At 63.8% G+C, this 16,886-nt stretch carries 13 protein-coding genes, 1 pseudogene and 1 riboswitch; of the genes and pseudogenes, 8 read left to right on the top strand and 6 right to left on the bottom strand.

Annotation, left to right across the window (positions count from 1 at the left end):
- Window positions 1-204: 204 nt before the first annotated feature.
- The 3 genes and pseudogenes from ACP691_RS16035 to tkt all read right to left on the bottom strand — a co-directional run bounded on the left by ACP691_RS16035 (window position 205) and on the right by tkt (window position 4,510).
- Complete coding sequence (locus ACP691_RS16035; protein ID WP_426151563.1) at window positions 205-1,368, bottom strand: phosphoglycerate kinase; 1,164 nt, start codon at window positions 1,366-1,368, stop codon at window positions 205-207.
- Window positions 1,369-1,371: 3 nt separating this feature from the next.
- Window positions 1,372-2,437 (bottom strand): annotated as a pseudogene (epd, locus tag ACP691_RS16030) (erythrose-4-phosphate dehydrogenase).
- A 75-nt stretch (window positions 2,438-2,512) separates the two neighbouring features.
- A complete protein-coding gene (tkt, locus tag ACP691_RS16025) occupies window positions 2,513-4,510 on the bottom strand; it encodes a transketolase (RefSeq protein WP_040259590.1) in 1,998 nt (665 codons plus the stop codon).
- A 183-nt stretch (window positions 4,511-4,693) separates the two neighbouring features.
- Here tkt and ACP691_RS16020 point away from each other — a divergent pair, with 183 nt between their 5' ends.
- The 4 genes from ACP691_RS16020 (at window position 4,694) to ACP691_RS16005 (ending at window position 9,157) form a co-directional block, all read left to right on the top strand.
- Window positions 4,694-5,689: an ArsR/SmtB family transcription factor gene (locus tag ACP691_RS16020; protein WP_426151566.1), complete on the top strand. Its 996-nt coding sequence runs from the start codon at window positions 4,694-4,696 to the stop codon at window positions 5,687-5,689.
- Window positions 5,690-5,710: 21 nt separating this feature from the next.
- Window positions 5,711-6,901: a methionine adenosyltransferase gene (gene metK, locus ACP691_RS16015; protein ID WP_426151568.1), complete on the top strand. Its 1,191-nt coding sequence runs from the start codon at window positions 5,711-5,713 to the stop codon at window positions 6,899-6,901.
- Between the two features lie 118 nt (window positions 6,902-7,019).
- Window positions 7,020-8,765, top strand: coding sequence for an NAD-dependent DNA ligase LigB (gene ligB, locus ACP691_RS16010; protein ID WP_426151570.1), 1,746 nt, complete (start codon window positions 7,020-7,022; stop codon window positions 8,763-8,765).
- Window positions 8,762-9,157, top strand: coding sequence for a DUF1090 domain-containing protein (locus tag ACP691_RS16005; protein ID WP_426151572.1), 396 nt, complete (start codon window positions 8,762-8,764; stop codon window positions 9,155-9,157). The genes ligB and ACP691_RS16005 overlap by 4 nt, the downstream gene beginning before the upstream one ends.
- Window positions 9,158-9,175: 18 nt before the next feature.
- On the opposite strand, the gene ACP691_RS16000 is transcribed toward ACP691_RS16005, so the two are convergent.
- From ACP691_RS16000 to ACP691_RS15990, 3 genes are all read right to left on the bottom strand, one after another.
- Window positions 9,176-9,562 carry an MAPEG family protein gene (locus tag ACP691_RS16000; protein WP_426151574.1) on the bottom strand — a complete coding sequence of 129 codons (387 nt, stop codon included), beginning with the start codon at window positions 9,560-9,562 and terminating at the stop codon, window positions 9,176-9,178.
- Window positions 9,563-9,581: 19 nt separating this feature from the next.
- Window positions 9,582-10,418: an EamA family transporter gene (locus ACP691_RS15995; protein WP_426151576.1), complete on the bottom strand. Its 837-nt coding sequence runs from the start codon at window positions 10,416-10,418 to the stop codon at window positions 9,582-9,584.
- 269 nt (window positions 10,419-10,687) lie between these two features.
- Window positions 10,688-11,092: an acyl-CoA thioesterase gene (locus ACP691_RS15990; protein WP_426151578.1), complete on the bottom strand. Its 405-nt coding sequence runs from the start codon at window positions 11,090-11,092 to the stop codon at window positions 10,688-10,690.
- Between the two features lie 168 nt (window positions 11,093-11,260).
- Window positions 11,261-11,377, top strand: a riboswitch (S-adenosyl-L-homocysteine riboswitch).
- A 22-nt stretch (window positions 11,378-11,399) separates the two neighbouring features.
- On the opposite strand from ACP691_RS15990, the gene ahcY reads away from it, so the two are divergent.
- From ahcY to ACP691_RS15970, 4 genes are all read left to right on the top strand, one after another.
- Window positions 11,400-12,809 carry an adenosylhomocysteinase gene (gene ahcY, locus ACP691_RS15985; protein ID WP_426151580.1) on the top strand — a complete coding sequence of 470 codons (1,410 nt, stop codon included), beginning with the start codon at window positions 11,400-11,402 and terminating at the stop codon, window positions 12,807-12,809.
- Window positions 12,810-12,902: 93 nt separating this feature from the next.
- The gene (gene metF / locus ACP691_RS15980) at window positions 12,903-13,751 is read left to right on the top strand and encodes a methylenetetrahydrofolate reductase [NAD(P)H] (RefSeq protein WP_426151807.1); all 849 of its coding nucleotides are present in this window, start codon (window positions 12,903-12,905) and stop codon (window positions 13,749-13,751) included.
- 208 nt (window positions 13,752-13,959) lie between these two features.
- Window positions 13,960-14,691 carry a substrate-binding periplasmic protein gene (locus ACP691_RS15975; protein ID WP_426151582.1) on the top strand — a complete coding sequence of 244 codons (732 nt, stop codon included), beginning with the start codon at window positions 13,960-13,962 and terminating at the stop codon, window positions 14,689-14,691.
- Window positions 14,692-14,957: 266 nt separating this feature from the next.
- Window positions 14,958-16,829: a DEAD/DEAH box helicase gene (locus ACP691_RS15970; RefSeq protein ID WP_426151584.1), complete on the top strand. Its 1,872-nt coding sequence runs from the start codon at window positions 14,958-14,960 to the stop codon at window positions 16,827-16,829.
- The last annotated feature ends 57 nt before the right edge of the window (window positions 16,830-16,886 follow it).

Here is a 16,886-nt window from a genome sequence, read left to right as displayed (position 1 = left end):
CGAAGGTTTCCAGGGCCTCCTGCCCTTGGCGTCTGGTGATCACGGGCGCGGTCTCGGCCTGCCAGCGCAGCCGCCAGTTCGGCTGGCTGCAATCTGGCGCGGGCGAGGCGGAACCAGCCGTCGTCCGCCCCGGATCCGCAGTGTGACTGCAACCGGCGAGCAGACCGACCGTGAACAGCAAGCAAGCACCACGCCTCATGCGGATCAGCCCTTGGCTCGCTGTTCCAGCATATCGACAGCCGGCAATACCTTGCCTTCGACGAACTCGAGGAAGGCACCGCCGCCCGTAGAGATGTAGGAAATCTGCTCGGCCACTTGGTATTTATCGATAGCGGCAAGGGTATCGCCACCACCTGCAATGGAAAATGCGTCGCTTTGCGCGATGCCTTTGGCCAATACCTTGGTACCGTTGCCGAACTGGTCGAATTCGAAGACACCTACCGGGCCGTTCCAGAGGATGGTCTTGGCGCTCTTGAGCAATTCGGCGAACTGCTCGGCGGTTTTCGGGCCAATGTCCAGAATCATGTCGTCGTCGGCCACGTCGGCGATGGCCTTGACCGTGGCCGCGGCGCTCTCGGCGAACTCCTTGGCTACGACCACGTCCACCGGCAGCGGCACGCTGACCTTGGCGGCGATGGCCTTGGCCGTTTCGATCAGGTCAGGCTCGTACAAGGATTTGCCCACCTTGTGGCCAGCCGCGGCCAGGAAAGTGTTGGCGATGCCGCCCCCAACGATCAGTTGGTCGCACACCGCGCTCAGGCTGTTGAGCACATCGAGCTTGGTGGACACCTTCGAGCCCGCGACAATGGCCGCCATCGGCTTCGCGGGCGCCTTCAAGGCCTTGCCCAGGGCGTCCAGCTCTGCCGCCAGGAGGGGGCCGGCCGCCGCTACCTTGGCGAACTTGGCCACACCGTGGGTCGAGGCCTCGGCGCGGTGAGCAGTGCCGAAGGCGTCCATGACGAAGACATCGCAGAGCGCCGCGTACTTCTGGGCCAGGTCATCGGCATTCTTCTTTTCGCCAGTGTTGAAGCGCACGTTCTCGAACAACACCACCTGCCCCGGCTCGACGGCTACGCCGCCCAGGTAATCCTTGACCAGGGGCACCTCGCGGCCAAGGGCCTTGCTCAGGTAGGCCGCCACCGGCTGCAGGCTGTTCTCGGCGGAGAACTCCCCTTCAGTGGGACGCCCCAGGTGAGAGCAGACCATCACCGCCGCGCCCTTCTCCAAGGCGAGCTTCAAGGTAGGCAACGCAGCAAGGATGCGCGCGTCGCTTGCCACGGCGCCATCCTTGATCGGGACGTTCAGGTCTTCGCGAATCAGCACGCGCTTGCCTTGCAGGTCCAGCTCGCTCATTTTCAACACGGTCATGTGTCAGTCCTTAGGCGTGTTCGTTCTTGGTTGTGGCGATGCCGAGAAAGTGGTTCGCGACATCGAGCATTCGATTGGCAAAGCCCCATTCGTTATCGAACCAGGCAAGCAGGTTCACCAGCCGGGGGCCGGATACCCGGGTCTGGCTGGCATCGACGATGGCTGAATGAGGGTCATGGTTGAAATCACAACTGGCGTGCGGCAACTCCGTATAGGCCAGCAACCCCTGCAGAGGCCCGCCGGATGCCGCTTCGCGCAATACGCGGTTGACCTCCCGAGCATCCGTGTCACGGGCTGTTTGCAAGGTGATATCCAGGCAAGACACATTGACGGTGGGTACGCGCACTGCTTTGGCCTGAATTCGGCCCGCAAGTTCCGGAAGCAGTCGTTCTATTCCGCGCGCAAGCCCGGTAGATACCGGAATCACCGACTGGAAGGCTGAACGGGTGCGTCGCAGGTCTTCATGGTGATAGGCGTCGATGACCGGCTGGTCGTTCATCGCCGAATGAATGGTGGTGATGGAGGCGTACTCGATGCCGAAGGCGGCATCCAGCAGGCGCAGCAACGGCACCGCGCAGTTGGTGGTGCAGGATGCGTTGGACACCAGCCGCTCGCTACCGCTCAGATGATGCTGGTTGATGCCGTAGACCACGGTCGCGTCCACATCCGACTCGCTAGCCATGGGCTGGGAGAACAGCACGCGTGGGGCGCCGGCGGCCAGGAAGCGCTCACCGTCAGCCCGGGTATGCCATGCGCCGGAACACTCCATGACCAGGTCCAGCTCCAGGGAGGCCCAATCCACGCCCTCGGGGGTGGCACTGCGCATGACGGTCAGATAGCGGCCATCGATGCTCAAGCCGCCGTCGACCCGGTGCACCTCGCCCGGGAAGCGGCCGTGGGTAGAGTCGAAGCGGGTCAGGTACTCCAGACTGGCCAGGTCCGCCAGATCATTGAGCGCCACCACTTCCAGGCCGCCACGCCCACGACGCTCGTGGAGCGCGCGCAACACGCAGCGGCCAATGCGGCCATAACCGTTGAGGGCAACCCGATAGGGGCGAGACAGGGACATGGCGCGGCTCATTTTCCGGGTAAACCAGCGCCGCCTCGCCCTCCCTGCCCGGGAAAGCGGGGCGGCGCGGTGGGGTCAGTCTTCCAGCAGCTCATTGGCGATGCCCACGATGTTCGCCACCGTGAAACCGAACTCCTCGAACAGCGCCGGGGCCGGCGCGGACTCACCGAAGGTGGTCATGCCGACGATGCGACCTTCCAGGCCCACATACTTGTACCAGAAGTCCGCATGGGCAGCCTCGATGGCGATCCGCGCGCTGACTTCCAGCGGCAGGACCGCCTGCTTGTAGGCCGCGTCCTGAGCATCGAACACGCTGGTGCTTGGCATGGAAACCACGCGCACCTTCCGACCTTCGGCGGTCAAGGCGTCGGCGGCCTGTACGGCCAGGCCGACTTCGGAACCGGTGGCGATCAGGATCAACTCCGGCTCGCCGGCGCAGTCCTTGAGTACGTAGCCGCCCTTGCTGACGTTGGCCAGCTGTTCGGCGTCGCGGGCCTGATGGGTCAGGTTCTGCCGGCTGAAAATCAGTGCCGAAGGGCCGTCCTTGCGCTCCAGGGCATGCTTCCAGGCAATGGCCGACTCCACCGCATCCGCGGGGCGCCAGGTGTCGAGGTTTGGCGTACCGCGCAGACTGGCCAACTGCTCGATCGGCTGGTGGGTAGGGCCGTCTTCGCCCAGGCCGATGGAGTCATGGGTGAACACGTACAGCACGCGCTTCTTCATCAAAGCGGACATGCGCACTGCGTTGCGGGCGTATTCCATGAAGATCAGGAAGGTCGCGCCGTAGGGCACGAAGCCGCCATGCAAGGCGATGCCGTTCATGATGGCGCTCATGCCGAACTCGCGAACGCCGTAGTACAGGTAGTTGCCGGCCGCGTCCTCGGCGCTGATGCCCTTGCAGCCCTTCCACAAGGTGAGGTTGGAACCGGCCAGGTCCGCCGAACCGCCAAGCAGTTCAGGCAGCAGTGGGCCGAAGGCATTGAGGGTGTTCTGGCTGGCCTTGCGGCTGGCGATGGTTTCGCCCTTGGCGGCCACTTCGGCGATGATGGCATCGGCCTGCGCGGCGAAATCGGCTGGGAGCTCGCCACTCATGCGGCGGATCAGCTCGTTGGCCAGGTCCGGGTGGGCAGCGGAATAGGCAGCGAAGCGCTGGTCCCAGTCAGCCTCGAAAGCGGCACCCTTCTCGCGGCCGTTCCACTCTTTATAGATGTCGTCCGGGATTTCGAAGGGACCGTGGCTCCACTTCAGGTTGGCGCGGGTCAGGGCGATTTCGTCGGCGCCCAGCGGAGCGCCATGGCACTCTTCCTTGCCTTGCTTGTTCGGGGAGCCGAAGCCGATGGTGGTCTTGCAGCAGATCAAGGTAGGCTGGGCACTCTTGCGCGCGGTTTCGATGGCGGTCTTGATCTCGTCGGCGTCATGGCCGTCGACGTTGCGTATCACCTGCCAGCCATAGGCTTCGAAGCGCTTGGGCGTATCGTCGCTGAACCAGCCCTCGACCTCGCCGTCGATGGAAATGCCGTTGTCATCGTAGAAGGCGATGAGCTTGCCCAGGCCCAGGGTACCGGCCAGTGAGCAGACTTCATGGGAAATGCCTTCCATCATGCAGCCATCACCCAGGAACACATAGGTGTGGTGATCGATGATGTTATGACCTGGGCGGTTGAACTGCGCCGCCAGGGCCTTTTCGGCGATGGCGAAGCCAACGGCGTTGGCGAGGCCCTGGCCAAGCGGGCCAGTGGTGGTTTCAACGCCAGGGGTATAGCCGTATTCCGGATGGCCTGGCGTGCGGCTGTGCAACTGGCGGAAGTTCTTCAGATCGTCGATGGACAGGTCGTAGCCGGTCAGGTGCAACAGCGAATAGACCAGCATGGAACCGTGGCCGTTGGACATGACGAAGCGGTCCCGGTCCACGAACGCCGGGTTGGCCGGGTTGTGCTTGAGAAAGTCGCGCCACAGGACCTCGGCGATATCGGCCATTCCCATGGGGGCCCCGGGGTGACCGCTGTTGGCTTTCTGCACGGCATCCATGCTGAGGGCACGAATGGCGTTGGCACGCTCACGACGGCTGGGCATCGCTGATCTCCATTGAAATGATGAAACGACAAAGGCGGCATTTTCGCCCATGGCCGGGGTGCTCGCAATCGAAGATAAAGGGCGCGGCGCTTTTTTCGCCCTTAAACGGTTCACCCCTTCAATATCAAAAGTTTTTGATATTAGCCTTGCGAGCACCCGGTGGCGGCACTAGACTCCCGCCCCATGAGCCTGCGCGTACCCACTCTTCGCCACGAACCCGCCGATGACCTGGCCAGCCTGTGCAAGGCCGGCGGGGATCCGCTGCGCTTGAACGTGCTGCGCGCCCTGGCATGGGATTCCTTCGGCGTGCTGGAGCTGGCGCAGATCTTCGACATCGGTCAGTCGGGCATGAGCCACCATTTGAAAGTGCTCGCCCAGGCCGGGCTGGTGGCGACGCGGCGGGAAGGCAATGCCATTTTCTACCGCCGTACCCTGCCGGCGGACCAACGCCTCGGCGGCCGCCTGCATGGCGCCTTGTTGCAGGAAGCCGATACCCTCGCGCTGCCGGCGTCAGCCCAGCAGCGCATGGCCGAAGTACAACGCCAGCGTGCCGCGGCCAGCCAGGTGTTCTTCTCGCGCATGGCCGAGCGGTTCCGCGCCCAGCAGGATCTGATCGCCGGCCTGCCGCAATACCGGGACAGCCTGCTGGCCCTGCTGGACACTCTCGCCCTGGGCCCGAGTGCCACGGCGCTGGAGGTCGGCCCCGGCGACGGCGGCTTCCTGCCTGACCTGGCGCAACGTTTCACCCGGGTGACCGCGGTGGACAACAGCCCGGAAATGCTCGACCTTGCCCGGCAGCTCTGCGAACGCCAAGGGCTGGGAAATGTCGCGGTCGAGCTGGGCGACGCCTTGAACAGCGGGGGCGAAGGCGCTGACTGCGTAGTCGTGAACATGGTATTGCATCATTTCAGCGACCCTGCCCACGCCATGAAACAACTGGCCGCCCGGGTGAACCCAGGCGGCAGCCTGCTTGTAACCGAGTTGTGCAGCCACGACCAGGATTGGGCCAGGACGGCCTGCGGAGATCTTTGGCTGGGCTTTGAACAGGAAGAACTGGCCCGCTGGGCCACCGCTGCGGGGCTACTCCCCGGGGATGGGCTCTATGTGGGCCTGCGTAACGGTTTCCAGATCCAGGTGCGCCACTTCCGGCGGCCGGCTGGCAACACTCACCATCGGTAATTTTTTCAGGAAGCCGTCGAGATGAGCGAATACTCCATTTTTACCTCTGAGTCCGTGTCCGAAGGGCACCCGGACAAGATCGCCGACCAGATTTCCGATGCGGTGCTGGACGCCATCATCGCCGAAGACAAGCATGCCCGCGTAGCCTGCGAAACCCTGGTCAAGACCGGCGTGGCCATCATCGCCGGCGAGGTGACCACCTCCGCCTGGGTCGATCTCGAGGAGATCGTGCGCGAGGTCATCATCGACATCGGCTATAACAGCTCCGAAGTGGGTTTCGATGGCGCCACCTGCGCCGTGATGAACATCATCGGCAAGCAATCGGTGGACATTGCCCAGGGCGTGGACCGCAGCAAGCCGGAGGACCAGGGTGCCGGCGACCAGGGCCTGATGTTCGGCTATGCCAGCAACGAAACCGATGTGCTGATGCCCGCGCCCATTCGCTTCTCCCACGCGCTGGTGGAGCGCCAGGCCGAAGCGCGCAAGTCCGGCCTGCTGCCATGGCTGCGCCCGGATGCCAAATCCCAGGTGACCTGCCGCTATGAAAACGGCCGCGTCACCGGCATCGACGCGGTTGTGCTGTCCACTCAGCACAACCCGGAGGTGAGGTACAACGACCTGCGCGAAGCGGTGATGGAGCTGATCGTCAAGCACAGCCTGCCGGCCGAACTGCTGCACAAGGATACCCAGTTCCACATCAACCCCACCGGCAACTTCATCATCGGTGGCCCGGTAGGTGACTGTGGCCTGACCGGCCGCAAGATCATCGTCGACACCTACGGCGGCATGGCGCGTCATGGCGGCGGCGCCTTCTCCGGCAAGGACCCGTCCAAGGTAGACCGCTCCGCCGCCTACGCTGGCCGCTACGTGGCCAAGAACATCGTGGCCGCGGGCCTGGCTGACCGCTGTGAGATCCAGGTGTCCTACGCCATCGGCGTGGCCCAACCCACGTCCATTTCGCTCAACACTTTCGGCACCGGCAAGCTGTCGGACGAGAAGATCATCCAGCTGGTGCGCGAGCACTTCGATCTGCGGCCTTATGCCATTACCCGCATGCTCGACCTGCTGCACCCGATGTATCAGGCGACCGCGGCCTATGGCCACTTCGGACGCAACCCCTATGAAATGACCGTGGGCGAAGACACCTTTACCGCGTTCACCTGGGAACGCACCGATCGCGCCGAGGCCCTGCGGGCGGCGGCTGGGCTCTAAGCTCCGTCGGCCGGCGCGGCCTGCGCCCCGCGCGCAATATGTCGTAAGAAAGCCTTCCCTCGGGAAGGCTTTCTTCGTTCTAGGCTATGGCATCACCCCGGAGCAAGGATGCTCGATCATGCAACGCCTGTTATTGCTCGCCCTGGGCTGCTTCGGCAGTACTTTCGCCCTGGCCTGTCCCCGCTGGGAGGATCACGAAACCGAACAACGTCTGCGCGGCCTGGATGCCCAGATACGCCAGTGGCAGGTTGCCTATCATCGAGATGGCGAGGCGAAGGTGGCCGATGAGGTCTATGACCAGGCCCTGGACCGCCTGCGGCATTGGCAAGGATGCTTTCCCCACATCCCCTTACAGGCTCAGGCGCCCCTGGCGAGCGCTATCGGCCCGCTGCCTCACCCTATTCCCCATACCGGCGTCGGAAAGCTCAAGAACCAGACCGAGGTGCAAAGCTGGTTGTCAGGTCGCCAACAGGTTTGGGTACAACCCAAGGTCGACGGGGTCGCGGTAAGCGTCAGCTACCGCCAGGGCCGGCTTGCCCAGGTACTTAGCCGAGGCGACGGCATGCGGGGCCATGACTGGACCGGCAAGGCCCGGAAGATCGGCGCCCTGCCCGCGAGTTTGCCCGAGCCGCTGGACCTGGATCTGCAAGGCGAGATCTACCTTCGCCTGGACGGTCACGTGCAGTCGAAAACGGGAGGCCGCAATGCCCGCGGCGAAGTCGCCGGGCTAATGGCTCGCCGCGACCTGCCCGACCACGAAGCGAGCCGCCTCGGTTTCTTCCCCTGGGCATGGCCAGAAGGGCCGGAAACCCTGGAGGCGCGCCTTTCCCGCCTGGCCGAGTTGGGCTTTATGGATCCGCAACGCTACAGCCATCCGGTCATGACCCTTGACGACGCGAGCCGCTGGCGAGAGCACTGGTACAACAACCCGCTACCCTTCGCCAGCGATGGGATCATTCTGCGCGAAAGCCGTCGACCACCCGCCAGCCGCTGGAGGGCGAAGCCCGCGCATTGGGTGACGGCCTGGAAATACCCCTGGCGCAGCGCCCTGGCCGAGGTACGCGGCCTCAGCTTCGAGGTCGGCCGCACCGGGCGTGTCACCCCCGTGCTGGAACTGGAACCCGTGCGCCTGGACGACCGCATTGTGCGTCGGGTAAGCCTCGGTTCACTGGCGCGCTGGAAAGCCTTGGACGTCCAGCCCGGCGACCAGATTTCCTTGGAGCTGGCGGGGCTCACCATCCCCCGACTGGGCGAGGTGGTATGGCGCAGCCCGTTGCGCGGGCCAGTCACTCCCCCGGAGCCGTCCCGCTATGGCCCATTGACCTGCTGGACGCCCAGTGATGGCTGTCGCAGTCAGTACTTGGCCAGGCTGCGCTGGATGAGCCATCGGGACACGCTCGCCCTGCCCGGGGTCGGCAAGGGAACCTGGGAACGTTTGCTGGATGCGGGCCTGCTACCCGAGCTTCACAGCTGGTTGAACCTGGATGAAGACACCCTGGCCAAGGTAGACGGCATCGGCCCTCGCCAGGCTGAACGAATTGCCGCCAGCTTCGCCCTGGCTCGGAAAAAACCCTTCAGGCTTTGGCTGAAAGCGATGAGCGTGCCGCCCATGCATCGCCCGAAGGAAGTCGCCACCTGGGCAACCCTGGCCGGCCGCAGCCTCGAGGTCTGGACCAATGAAACCGGGACCGGCCCCCTTCGGGCGCGGCAACTGACGGCCTTTTTCCAGCACCCGCCAGCCCTGCGAATGGCGGCCGCGCTCGGCCGGCTTGGCGTCGACGGGTTCACCGAAGGGTTTGAACTTCCTTCGGACATCCGTTCCAATGGCCCTGACCTGAGCGCAACGAACCCGGAGAATTCATGAAAGTCTTGCTTACCTTGGCCCTGCTTTTCGGTGTGGTGGCTCAACCATCCCTTGCCGCCACCCCCGACGAGACCGCCGGCCTGAAGGGTTGCGCCGCCAAGGAGCAGCGCGTGCAGGCGCAGATCGACCGCGCCCGCAAGGACGGTAACACGCATGAACTGGAAGGCCTGCAGATCGCCCTGGGCGAACTGCAGGCCAATTGCACCGATGAACGCTTGCAGAAAGAGCGTGAAACCAAGGTGCTGGAGGCAAAGAAGGAGGTCAGCGAGCGTCAGGCTGATCTCGACAAGGCCATGAAGAAAGGCGACCCGGACAAGATCAACAAGCGCAAGGACAAGCTCGCCGAAGCTCGCAAGCAACTGCAGGAAGCCGTGGACGAGCTCGACAAGTAAACGCCCGAAAGCGCGCGATCACGCCGCTACGCAGAACAACGCAACGATGGAGCCCAGGCCGATCAACCAGCACAACGAGCGAAGCGTGGCCTGGTCTGCCAGGTAGCAGAGGATATAGGCCAGGCGGCTGACCACGAACAGTAGCGCGAGCCCGTTCAGGGTACCTTGTTCGGCGCCTCCGGCCAGATGCGCGATGATCACGGCCGCCGCAAAGGCCGGGGTGATCTCGAAGCCGTTAAGCTGCGCGGCATGGGCCCGGCGAGGCAAGCCCTGAAGCTTATCCAGATACGCCCTGGGGTCGCGGTTGGCGCCGCCCGCGTAGCGGCCGCCGACCGCCTTGGCGACCACGGTACACACATAAGGCAGCAGGATAGCTACCAGCACACACCAGTAGGCAGTCGTCATCTTTCGTTCCTTCCCGTTCTCAATGAAGCTTCATGATCATGATGCCGGCCACCACCAAGGTGCAGGCCAGCAGCCGAGGCGCCCCCATGGGTTCCTTCAGGTACCGCATTCCGAACAGTACCACCAGAATCACACTGGTTTCCCGCAATGCCGCCGCCTCCGCAACCGAGCCCGCGGCCATGGCCCACAACACCAGGGCATAGCTGGCCAGAACACAGACGCCCACCGCAGTGCCCAGGCGCCATTGGGCCTGCCAGAAACGGGCGAACGCCTGGCGCCGCCCCAACGCTGCCAGGGTGGGAAAAGGCCAGGCACTGATCAGCGTCAGCCAGACGAGGTAATCCAGCGGCCGAGACCATCGCTGCAGCGCCTGGCCATCGATCCAGGTGTAGCTACCGATGCAAACGCCGATCATCAGTACCACGGGCAATACCGTCCATGGCAAACGCTCCCCACCTCCGGCCTGCCAGAGCAGGCACGCCATGCCACATGGAATCAAGAGAATCCCCAGCACCTGGTGAGTGCCCAGGGGCTCGCTGCCTGCCAGCAGCGTCAAGGCCAGGACCACCAGCGGCGACAGGCCACGCATCAACGGGTACACCAGCCCCAGATCCGCCGACCGATACGCCCGGATCAGCAGGTAGCGATACAACAGCTCGAACAAGGCGCTGGCGATCAACCAGGGCCATAGCGGCCCGGGCGGCAAGCTGACGAAGGGCAACAGGGGAATGACTGCCAGAAAGGCGATTGCATCCATGCTGGCCACCACCAGCCAGCGCTCGGCGCTGAACTTGACCAGGATATTCCAGGCCGCGTGCAGCACGGCCGCTAACAATACGAGGGTGGTGGCGAACAAACCGGTTCCTTGTTTCCCGCTCGCCGTGGGCAGCGGCGGAGCGTCTCGCGTAAGTGAGGAAAGGCTTCATGGTAGCGCCTGGTCGCTTGCGCTTTCCATGAGCGCCGCCTCGTGCCTCCGTACAACCGCCCATGGTCAATACCAGGAAGGCTCCCAGCGTAAACCCGCATGACATGACTTCTCCGGCAACGCGACCGCGACCCTTGCAGGCAGGCCCGAACCTCCTACGAGTCAGCGCCTTGCGGTGGCGCCGCAGGGCATTTCCGGCGTCAATTGCTCCGGGCATCCTCGGCGAACTGATCCTTGATGTAGCGGATCTCGGTACGCCCATGGGGAGCGGGCAAGCCATCTTCGCCCAGGTTCACGAATACCAGCTTGTCCACCGTCAGGATGCTCTTGCGCGTAATCTTGTTGCGGACTTCGCACGTCAGCGTGATAGAGGTGCGGCCGAATTCGGTAGCGGTGATACCCAATTCGATGATGTCGCCCTGACGCGAGGCACTGACGAAGTTGATTTCCGAGATGTACTTGGTAACGACACGCTGGTTGCCGAGCTGCACGATGGCGTAGATGGCCGCCTCTTCGTCGATCCAGCGCAGCAGGCTGCCACCGAACAGGGTGCCGTTGGGGTTCAGGTCTTCAGGCTTCACCCATTTGCGGGTATGAAAGTTCATGTGCATCCCTCATGTATGTCCGGGCACCAGCATGGCAGAGCCCGGGCCGCGCCTCTACGGCTGTTTCGTCGCGAGCGACCAGTCGCCCGGCGGATTCGACACTCTGCCCAGGCAGCCTATATACTGACGGACGTTCACCGCCTACGTTCATGTAGGCACTCCCGCCACCCAGCCGAGGGGCGCTGCAGCAGGTCATACCTGTCAGGCTCGGTTGGGACGTTTGCACGGTCGGCACTGACCGGCCTCGGGTCAACTGGCCCGGACGCACAACGGCGCCCATTCGCATATTACGAATGGAGACTCTCGAATGAGTGCTGTACTGACGCCTGCCGATTTTTCCGACTACAAGGTCGCCGACATTTCCCTGGCCCCCTGGGGCCGTCGTGAAATCATCATCGCCGAATCGGAAATGCCCGCCTTGATGGGGCTGCGCCGCAAGTATGCCGGTGAGCAACCGCTCAAGGGCGCCAGGATCCTGGGTTGCATTCACATGACCATCCAGACCGCCGTGCTGATCGAGACCCTGGTTGCCCTGGGTGCCGAGGTACGCTGGTCTTCGTGCAACATTTTCTCCACCCAGGACCAGGCCGCCGCCGCCATCGCCGCCGCTGGCGTGCCCGTGTTCGCGTGGAAAGGTGAAACCGAAGCCGAATACGAATGGTGCATCGAACAGACCATCCTCAAGGATGGCCAGCCATGGGATGCCAATATGGTGCTGGACGACGGCGGCGACCTGACCGAGATCCTGCACAAGAAATACCCGGCGATGCTTGACCGCATCCACGGCATCACCGAGGAAACCACCACGGGCGTGCACCGCCTGCTCGACATGCTCGCCAAAGGTACCCTCAAGGTACCGGCGATCAACGTCAATGACTCGGTGACCAAGAGCAAGAACGACAACAAGTACGGCTGCCGTCACAGCCTCAACGACGCCATCAAGCGTGGCACCGACCATCTGCTCTCCGGCAAGCAGGCGCTGGTGATCGGCTACGGTGACGTGGGCAAGGGCTCGGCCCAGTCCCTTCGCCAGGAAGGCATGATCGTCAAGGTCAGCGAAGTGGACCCGATCTGTGCCATGCAGGCCTGCATGGACGGCTTCGAAGTGGTTTCGCCCTACCAGGACGGCATCAATGACGGCACCGAAGCTTCGGTCAACCGTGAACTGCTGGGACGCATCGACCTTATCGTCACCACCACCGGCAACGTGAACGTCTGCGACGCCAATATGCTGCGTGCGCTGAAGAAACGCGCCGTAGTCTGCAACATCGGGCATTTCGACAACGAGATCGATACCGCCTTCATGCGCCAGAACTGGGCGTGGGAAGAGGTCAAGCCTCAGGTGCACAAGGTACACCGCACCGGCGCCGGCAGCTTCGATGCACAGAACGACGATTACCTGATCCTGCTGGCCGAAGGCCGCCTGGTCAACCTGGGCAATGCCACTGGCCACCCTAGCCGGATCATGGACGGCTCCTTCGCCAACCAGGTACTGGCGCAGATTCACCTGTTCGCCCAGAAGTTCGCCGACCTGGCTCCAGCCGCCAAGGCTGAGCGCCTGACCGTGGAAGTACTGCCCAAGAAGCTGGACGAAGAAGTAGCCCTGGAGATGGTCCGCGGCTTTGGCGGCGTAGTGACCCGGCTCACGCCCAAGCAGGCCGACTACATTGGCGTGACCGTCGAAGGTCCGTTCAAGCCAGACACCTACCGTTACTAAATCAGCGTTGGCGGCGGTCGGCAGGGGCAAGCCTGAAACACGGCTTACCACTGCCGACCCGCGGCCGCGCTTCTTCGAAGAGCTGTCTTGACCATGTCCTTTGCCGATAAAAGCTTCAGCTTCGAATTCTTCCCGACCAAGACCGAGGCCGGGCATGAGAAGCTGATGGCCGTGGCGCGCCAACTGGCCGCCTACCAGCCGGAATTCTTCTCCTGCACCTATGGTGCCGGTGGCTCCACCCGCGACCGCACCTTCGATACCGTCATGCAACTGGAGCGGGAAGTGCAGGTGCCCGCCGCGCCTCACCTTTCCTGCGTGGGCGACAGCAAGGCCGAACTGCGCCATCTGCTGGCCCAGTATCGCGATGCCGGCATCAAGCGCATCGTGGCCCTGCGCGGCGACCTGCCGTCCGGGATGGGCATGGCCGCGAGCGAGCTGCGCCATGCCAATGACCTGGTTGAATTCATCCGCGCCGAAACCGGTGACCATTTCCATATCGAGGTAGCGGCTTACCCGGAAATGCACCCCCAGGCTCGCAATCTGGAAGACGACCTGGCCCATTTCGCCCGCAAGGCCAAGGCTGGCGCCGATAGCGCGATCACCCAATACTTCTTCAACGCCGACAGCTACTTCTACTTCGTGGAACGGATTCGCAAGCTCGGCGTGGAGATTCCAATCGTGCCCGGCATCATGCCCATCACCAACTACAGCAAGCTGGCACGTTTCTCCGAAGCCTGTGGCGCGGAGATTCCACGCTGGATCCGTAAGCAGCTGGAGGCCTATAACGACGACAGCGCAAGCATCCAGGCCTTCGGCGAAGAGATGATTTCCCGGATGTGCGAGCAACTGCTCGTCGGCGGCGCCCCAGGGTTGCACTTCTACACCCTCAACCAGGCCCAGGCGAGCCTGGCCATCTGGAAGAACCTGGGCAGGAGTGCCTGAGCCGTTTCAGCCTGCAAGCGCGGCAGCCCGGCCCGCTTGCAGGAACTGGCGCCAGCTAGTGCATGCCGAATTCGCCAGTTGGTGCTGGCTCCCACCGGGTTCCGGGCGTTTACGGCACCGCTGGCGCCAACGGACGACAGCGCCGTCACATTGCCATTAAGGGAAAGCCTGACTAGCCAGGCGTCTACCCGGCCCTTACTCTGCGCCCATGCGCGCCCTAGCCATTTCCCTGCTTGCCTTGCTTCTCTGCCCCATGCTGGCCATGGCCGGCGCGCGCTCCCTGCATCTGGTTACCAACCCCTGGGAACCTTACGTGTACCGGGACGGCGCAACGCTCAAAGGCATTGACTACGAGATCGCAAGCGAAGTCTTTCGTCGCCTGGGTATTGAAGTGGAATGGGAGCTGCTGCCGTGGAAGCGCTGCCTGATGATGCTCGACCGAGGGCAGGCCGATGGCGCTCTGGATATCTTCCGGACATCGGCCAGGGAAGCGCTGCTGGTCTATGCCCTGGAGCCGTTGTCTACAGTGAACTTCGTATTTTTCCAGGCGCAGGCGCGACCGCTGCCCCTGGCACGGCTCGGCACATTGCAAGGCGTGCGCGTGGGCATCGCGCCCGGCTTTGTCTACGGGCCGGAATTCAACGCCAGCCTGGCCATCCAGGAGCCAGCACCTACCCTGGAGGCCAACTTCGGCAAACTGCTCCTAGGACGCGTGGACCTGGTCATCAGCGACCGACGCCAAGGCCATGCCGCCCTCGAGCACCTAGGCCTGACCGACAGGGTTGAGGAAATCCCCAGGCTGGTGCACCGGGACGTCCTCTATCTGGCCTTGCGGCGCGAGGGCGATGGCCCGTCATTGGCCGAGCGGTTCGCCGGCGCTCTTCGCGCCTTCAAGCGCGAGCCCGGCTACAGGCGATTGCTCGAACGTTATGGAATGTAAGCACCCGGCATAAAAACATGACCTTCGGGCTGCGAAATATCAGCGGCACCGCAAGGCTCTGTTATACTCCGGCGTTCCCGCCAGGCTTACGCCCGGACGCCGGTCCTCGCTTCCCATATCCGTATGCCCGCGCCAGGCTCATGCCCCGGCAGCCCGCTGCGACCCTCCGCGAGCACCAGCAGTACCGGACGCGGTTGCGTCGATATCCGCCCCGCGCCAGGCAAACGTTTCTCGGGCCCAAGCCCCTACAACGAACAGGATTGCCCATGTCCTTTGCTTCCCTCGGTCTCTCCGAGGCTCTCGTCCGTGCTATCGAGGCTGCTGGCTATACGCAGCCAACCCCCGTGCAACAGCGGGCCATTCCCGCCGTGTTGCAAGGCCGTGACCTCATGGTGGCGGCCCAGACGGGTACCGGCAAGACGGGCGGTTTCGCCCTGCCCATCCTGGAGCTTCTGTTCCCGGCGGGCCATCCCGACAAATCCCAGCGTCATGGCCCACGCCAGCCGCGTGTGCTGGTCCTGACGCCTACCCGTGAACTGGCGGCCCAGGTTCATGACAGCTTCCGCCTCTATGCGCGGGACCTGAAGTTCGTCAGCGCCTGCGTCTTTGGCGGCGTGGGCATCAACCCGCAGGTGCAGGCGCTGGCCAAGGGTGTAGACGTACTGGTGGCTTGCCCGGGGCGCCTGCTGGACCTGGCTGGCCAGGGCAGTGTAGACCTCGCCCATGTGGAAATACTGGTGCTGGACGAAGCCGACCGCATGCTGGACATGGGCTTCATCCACGATGTCAAGAAGGTACTGGCACGCCTGCCGGAGAAGCGTCAGAACTTACTGTTCTCGGCTACCTTCTCCAAGGACATCACCGACCTGGCCGGCAAGCTGCTGCACAATCCCGAGCGCATCGAGGTCACCCCGCCCAACACTACCGTCGAGCGCATCGAACAACGGGTATACCACGTCGCCGCCAGCCACAAGCGTGCCTTGCTGGCTCACCTGATCACCCAGGGTGCCTGGGAGCAGGTCCTGGTGTTCACCCGCACAAAGCACGGCGCCAACCGCCTGGCCGAATACCTGGAAAAGCACGGCCTGACCGCAGCCGCCATCCACGGCAACAAGAGCCAGAACGCGCGCACCAAGGCGCTGGCCGACTTCAAGGCCAACACCGTGCGCGTGCTGGTGGCTACCGATATCGCCGCGCGCGGGCTGGACATCGACCAACTGCCCCACGTCGTCAACTTCGAACTGCCCAACGTTGAAGAAGACTACGTTCACCGGATCGGCCGTACCGGCCGGGCGGGCCGCAACGGAGAAGCCATTTCCCTGGTCGCCCCCGACGAGGAAAAGCTGCTCAAGAGCATCGAGCGCATGACTCGTCAGAAGATCCCGGATGGCGAACTCATGGGTTTCGACCCCAGCACCATCGAAGCGGAGAAGCCGGAAACCCGTGAGCGTCCGCCTGCCAACAAGGGACGCGGCCGCGAGCCTCGTGGTGACAAGCCAGCTGGCGGCCGCAAGGACAAAGGCAAGGACAAGGGCAAGGACAAGCCTCGGGAAAAAACCGCCGAAGGCAGCGCTCCCCGTGGCGAAGCGCGCCAGCCAAAGGGCCGCGCCCAGTCCGGCCGTCAGCCCCAGCGTTCGACCCAGGCAGCGCCGGTACCTCTAGCCGAGCTGGGCAATCGTGACCCGGAAGTCTTCCTGGACGACGAGATCGACAACTTCGGCAATCGGGCAGACTACGTCAGCCCGTACCAGAATCAGAAAGGTCAAGGGCGCAACCGCCGTCCAGGCGCGGCAGCCGGACAGGCGCCTGCCGCCGGCAAGAGCAATGGACAAGCGCCGCGCCGCGGCCAGCCAAGCGCCACTGCACGCCCGGCCAACGAGGCTGGGGCCAAGCGTTCCGGCCCGCGCAACCCCAAGCAGGGCAGTGGCCAGCCACGCCGGGACAACCCACGCAATCGTCGTCCTCGCGAAGAGCTGGGTGCCTCCCTGCCGACCGAAACCCGCCGTGAAGCGCCGAAGCCGGTGATCATCATGAAAGAGTCCAAGCTGGACCGGTCGCTGACCGCCGAGCAGCTCGATGACTTGCAGAGCCGCGCCAAGACCGGGGAAAAGCCAGCCTTGCTGACGCGCAAGAACTGAGTCGAACCCCGGAAAGAGAAACGCCGCGCCCTGGAAGGGGCGCGGCGTTTTTCATTG

It is taken from the genome of Pseudomonas sp. DC3200b2, assembly GCF_049895785.1.
Classification (GTDB): Bacteria; Pseudomonadota; Gammaproteobacteria; order Pseudomonadales; family Pseudomonadaceae; genus Aquipseudomonas; species Aquipseudomonas massiliensis.
The sequence above is the reverse complement of the archived record's forward strand: the minus strand, read 5'-3'. Positions and strand labels throughout refer to the sequence as shown.

What these genes read in the sequence shown, in the direction of transcription:
- tkt (WP_040259590.1), bottom strand. Translation starts at nt 4,510, where the DNA reads ATGCCCAGCCGTCGTGAGCGTGCCAACGCCATTCGTGCCCTCAGCATG.
- ACP691_RS16020 (WP_426151566.1), top strand. Translation starts at nt 4,694, where the DNA reads ATGAGCCTGCGCGTACCCACTCTTCGCCACGAACCCGCCGATGACCTG.
- ahcY (WP_426151580.1), top strand. Translation starts at nt 11,400, where the DNA reads ATGAGTGCTGTACTGACGCCTGCCGATTTTTCCGACTACAAGGTCGCC.
- metK (WP_426151568.1), top strand. Translation starts at nt 5,711, where the DNA reads ATGAGCGAATACTCCATTTTTACCTCTGAGTCCGTGTCCGAAGGGCAC.
- ACP691_RS16035 (WP_426151563.1), bottom strand. Translation starts at nt 1,368, where the DNA reads ATGACCGTGTTGAAAATGAGCGAGCTGGACCTGCAAGGCAAGCGCGTG.
- ACP691_RS16000 (WP_426151574.1), bottom strand. Translation starts at nt 9,562, where the DNA reads ATGACGACTGCCTACTGGTGTGTGCTGGTAGCTATCCTGCTGCCTTAT.
- ACP691_RS15990 (WP_426151578.1), bottom strand. Translation starts at nt 11,092, where the DNA reads ATGAACTTTCATACCCGCAAATGGGTGAAGCCTGAAGACCTGAACCCC.
- ACP691_RS16005 (WP_426151572.1), top strand. Translation starts at nt 8,762, where the DNA reads ATGAAAGTCTTGCTTACCTTGGCCCTGCTTTTCGGTGTGGTGGCTCAA.
- ligB (WP_426151570.1), top strand. Translation starts at nt 7,020, where the DNA reads ATGCAACGCCTGTTATTGCTCGCCCTGGGCTGCTTCGGCAGTACTTTC.
- ACP691_RS15970 (WP_426151584.1), top strand. Translation starts at nt 14,958, where the DNA reads ATGTCCTTTGCTTCCCTCGGTCTCTCCGAGGCTCTCGTCCGTGCTATC.
- metF (WP_426151807.1), top strand. Translation starts at nt 12,903, where the DNA reads ATGTCCTTTGCCGATAAAAGCTTCAGCTTCGAATTCTTCCCGACCAAG.
- ACP691_RS15975 (WP_426151582.1), top strand. Translation starts at nt 13,960, where the DNA reads ATGCGCGCCCTAGCCATTTCCCTGCTTGCCTTGCTTCTCTGCCCCATG.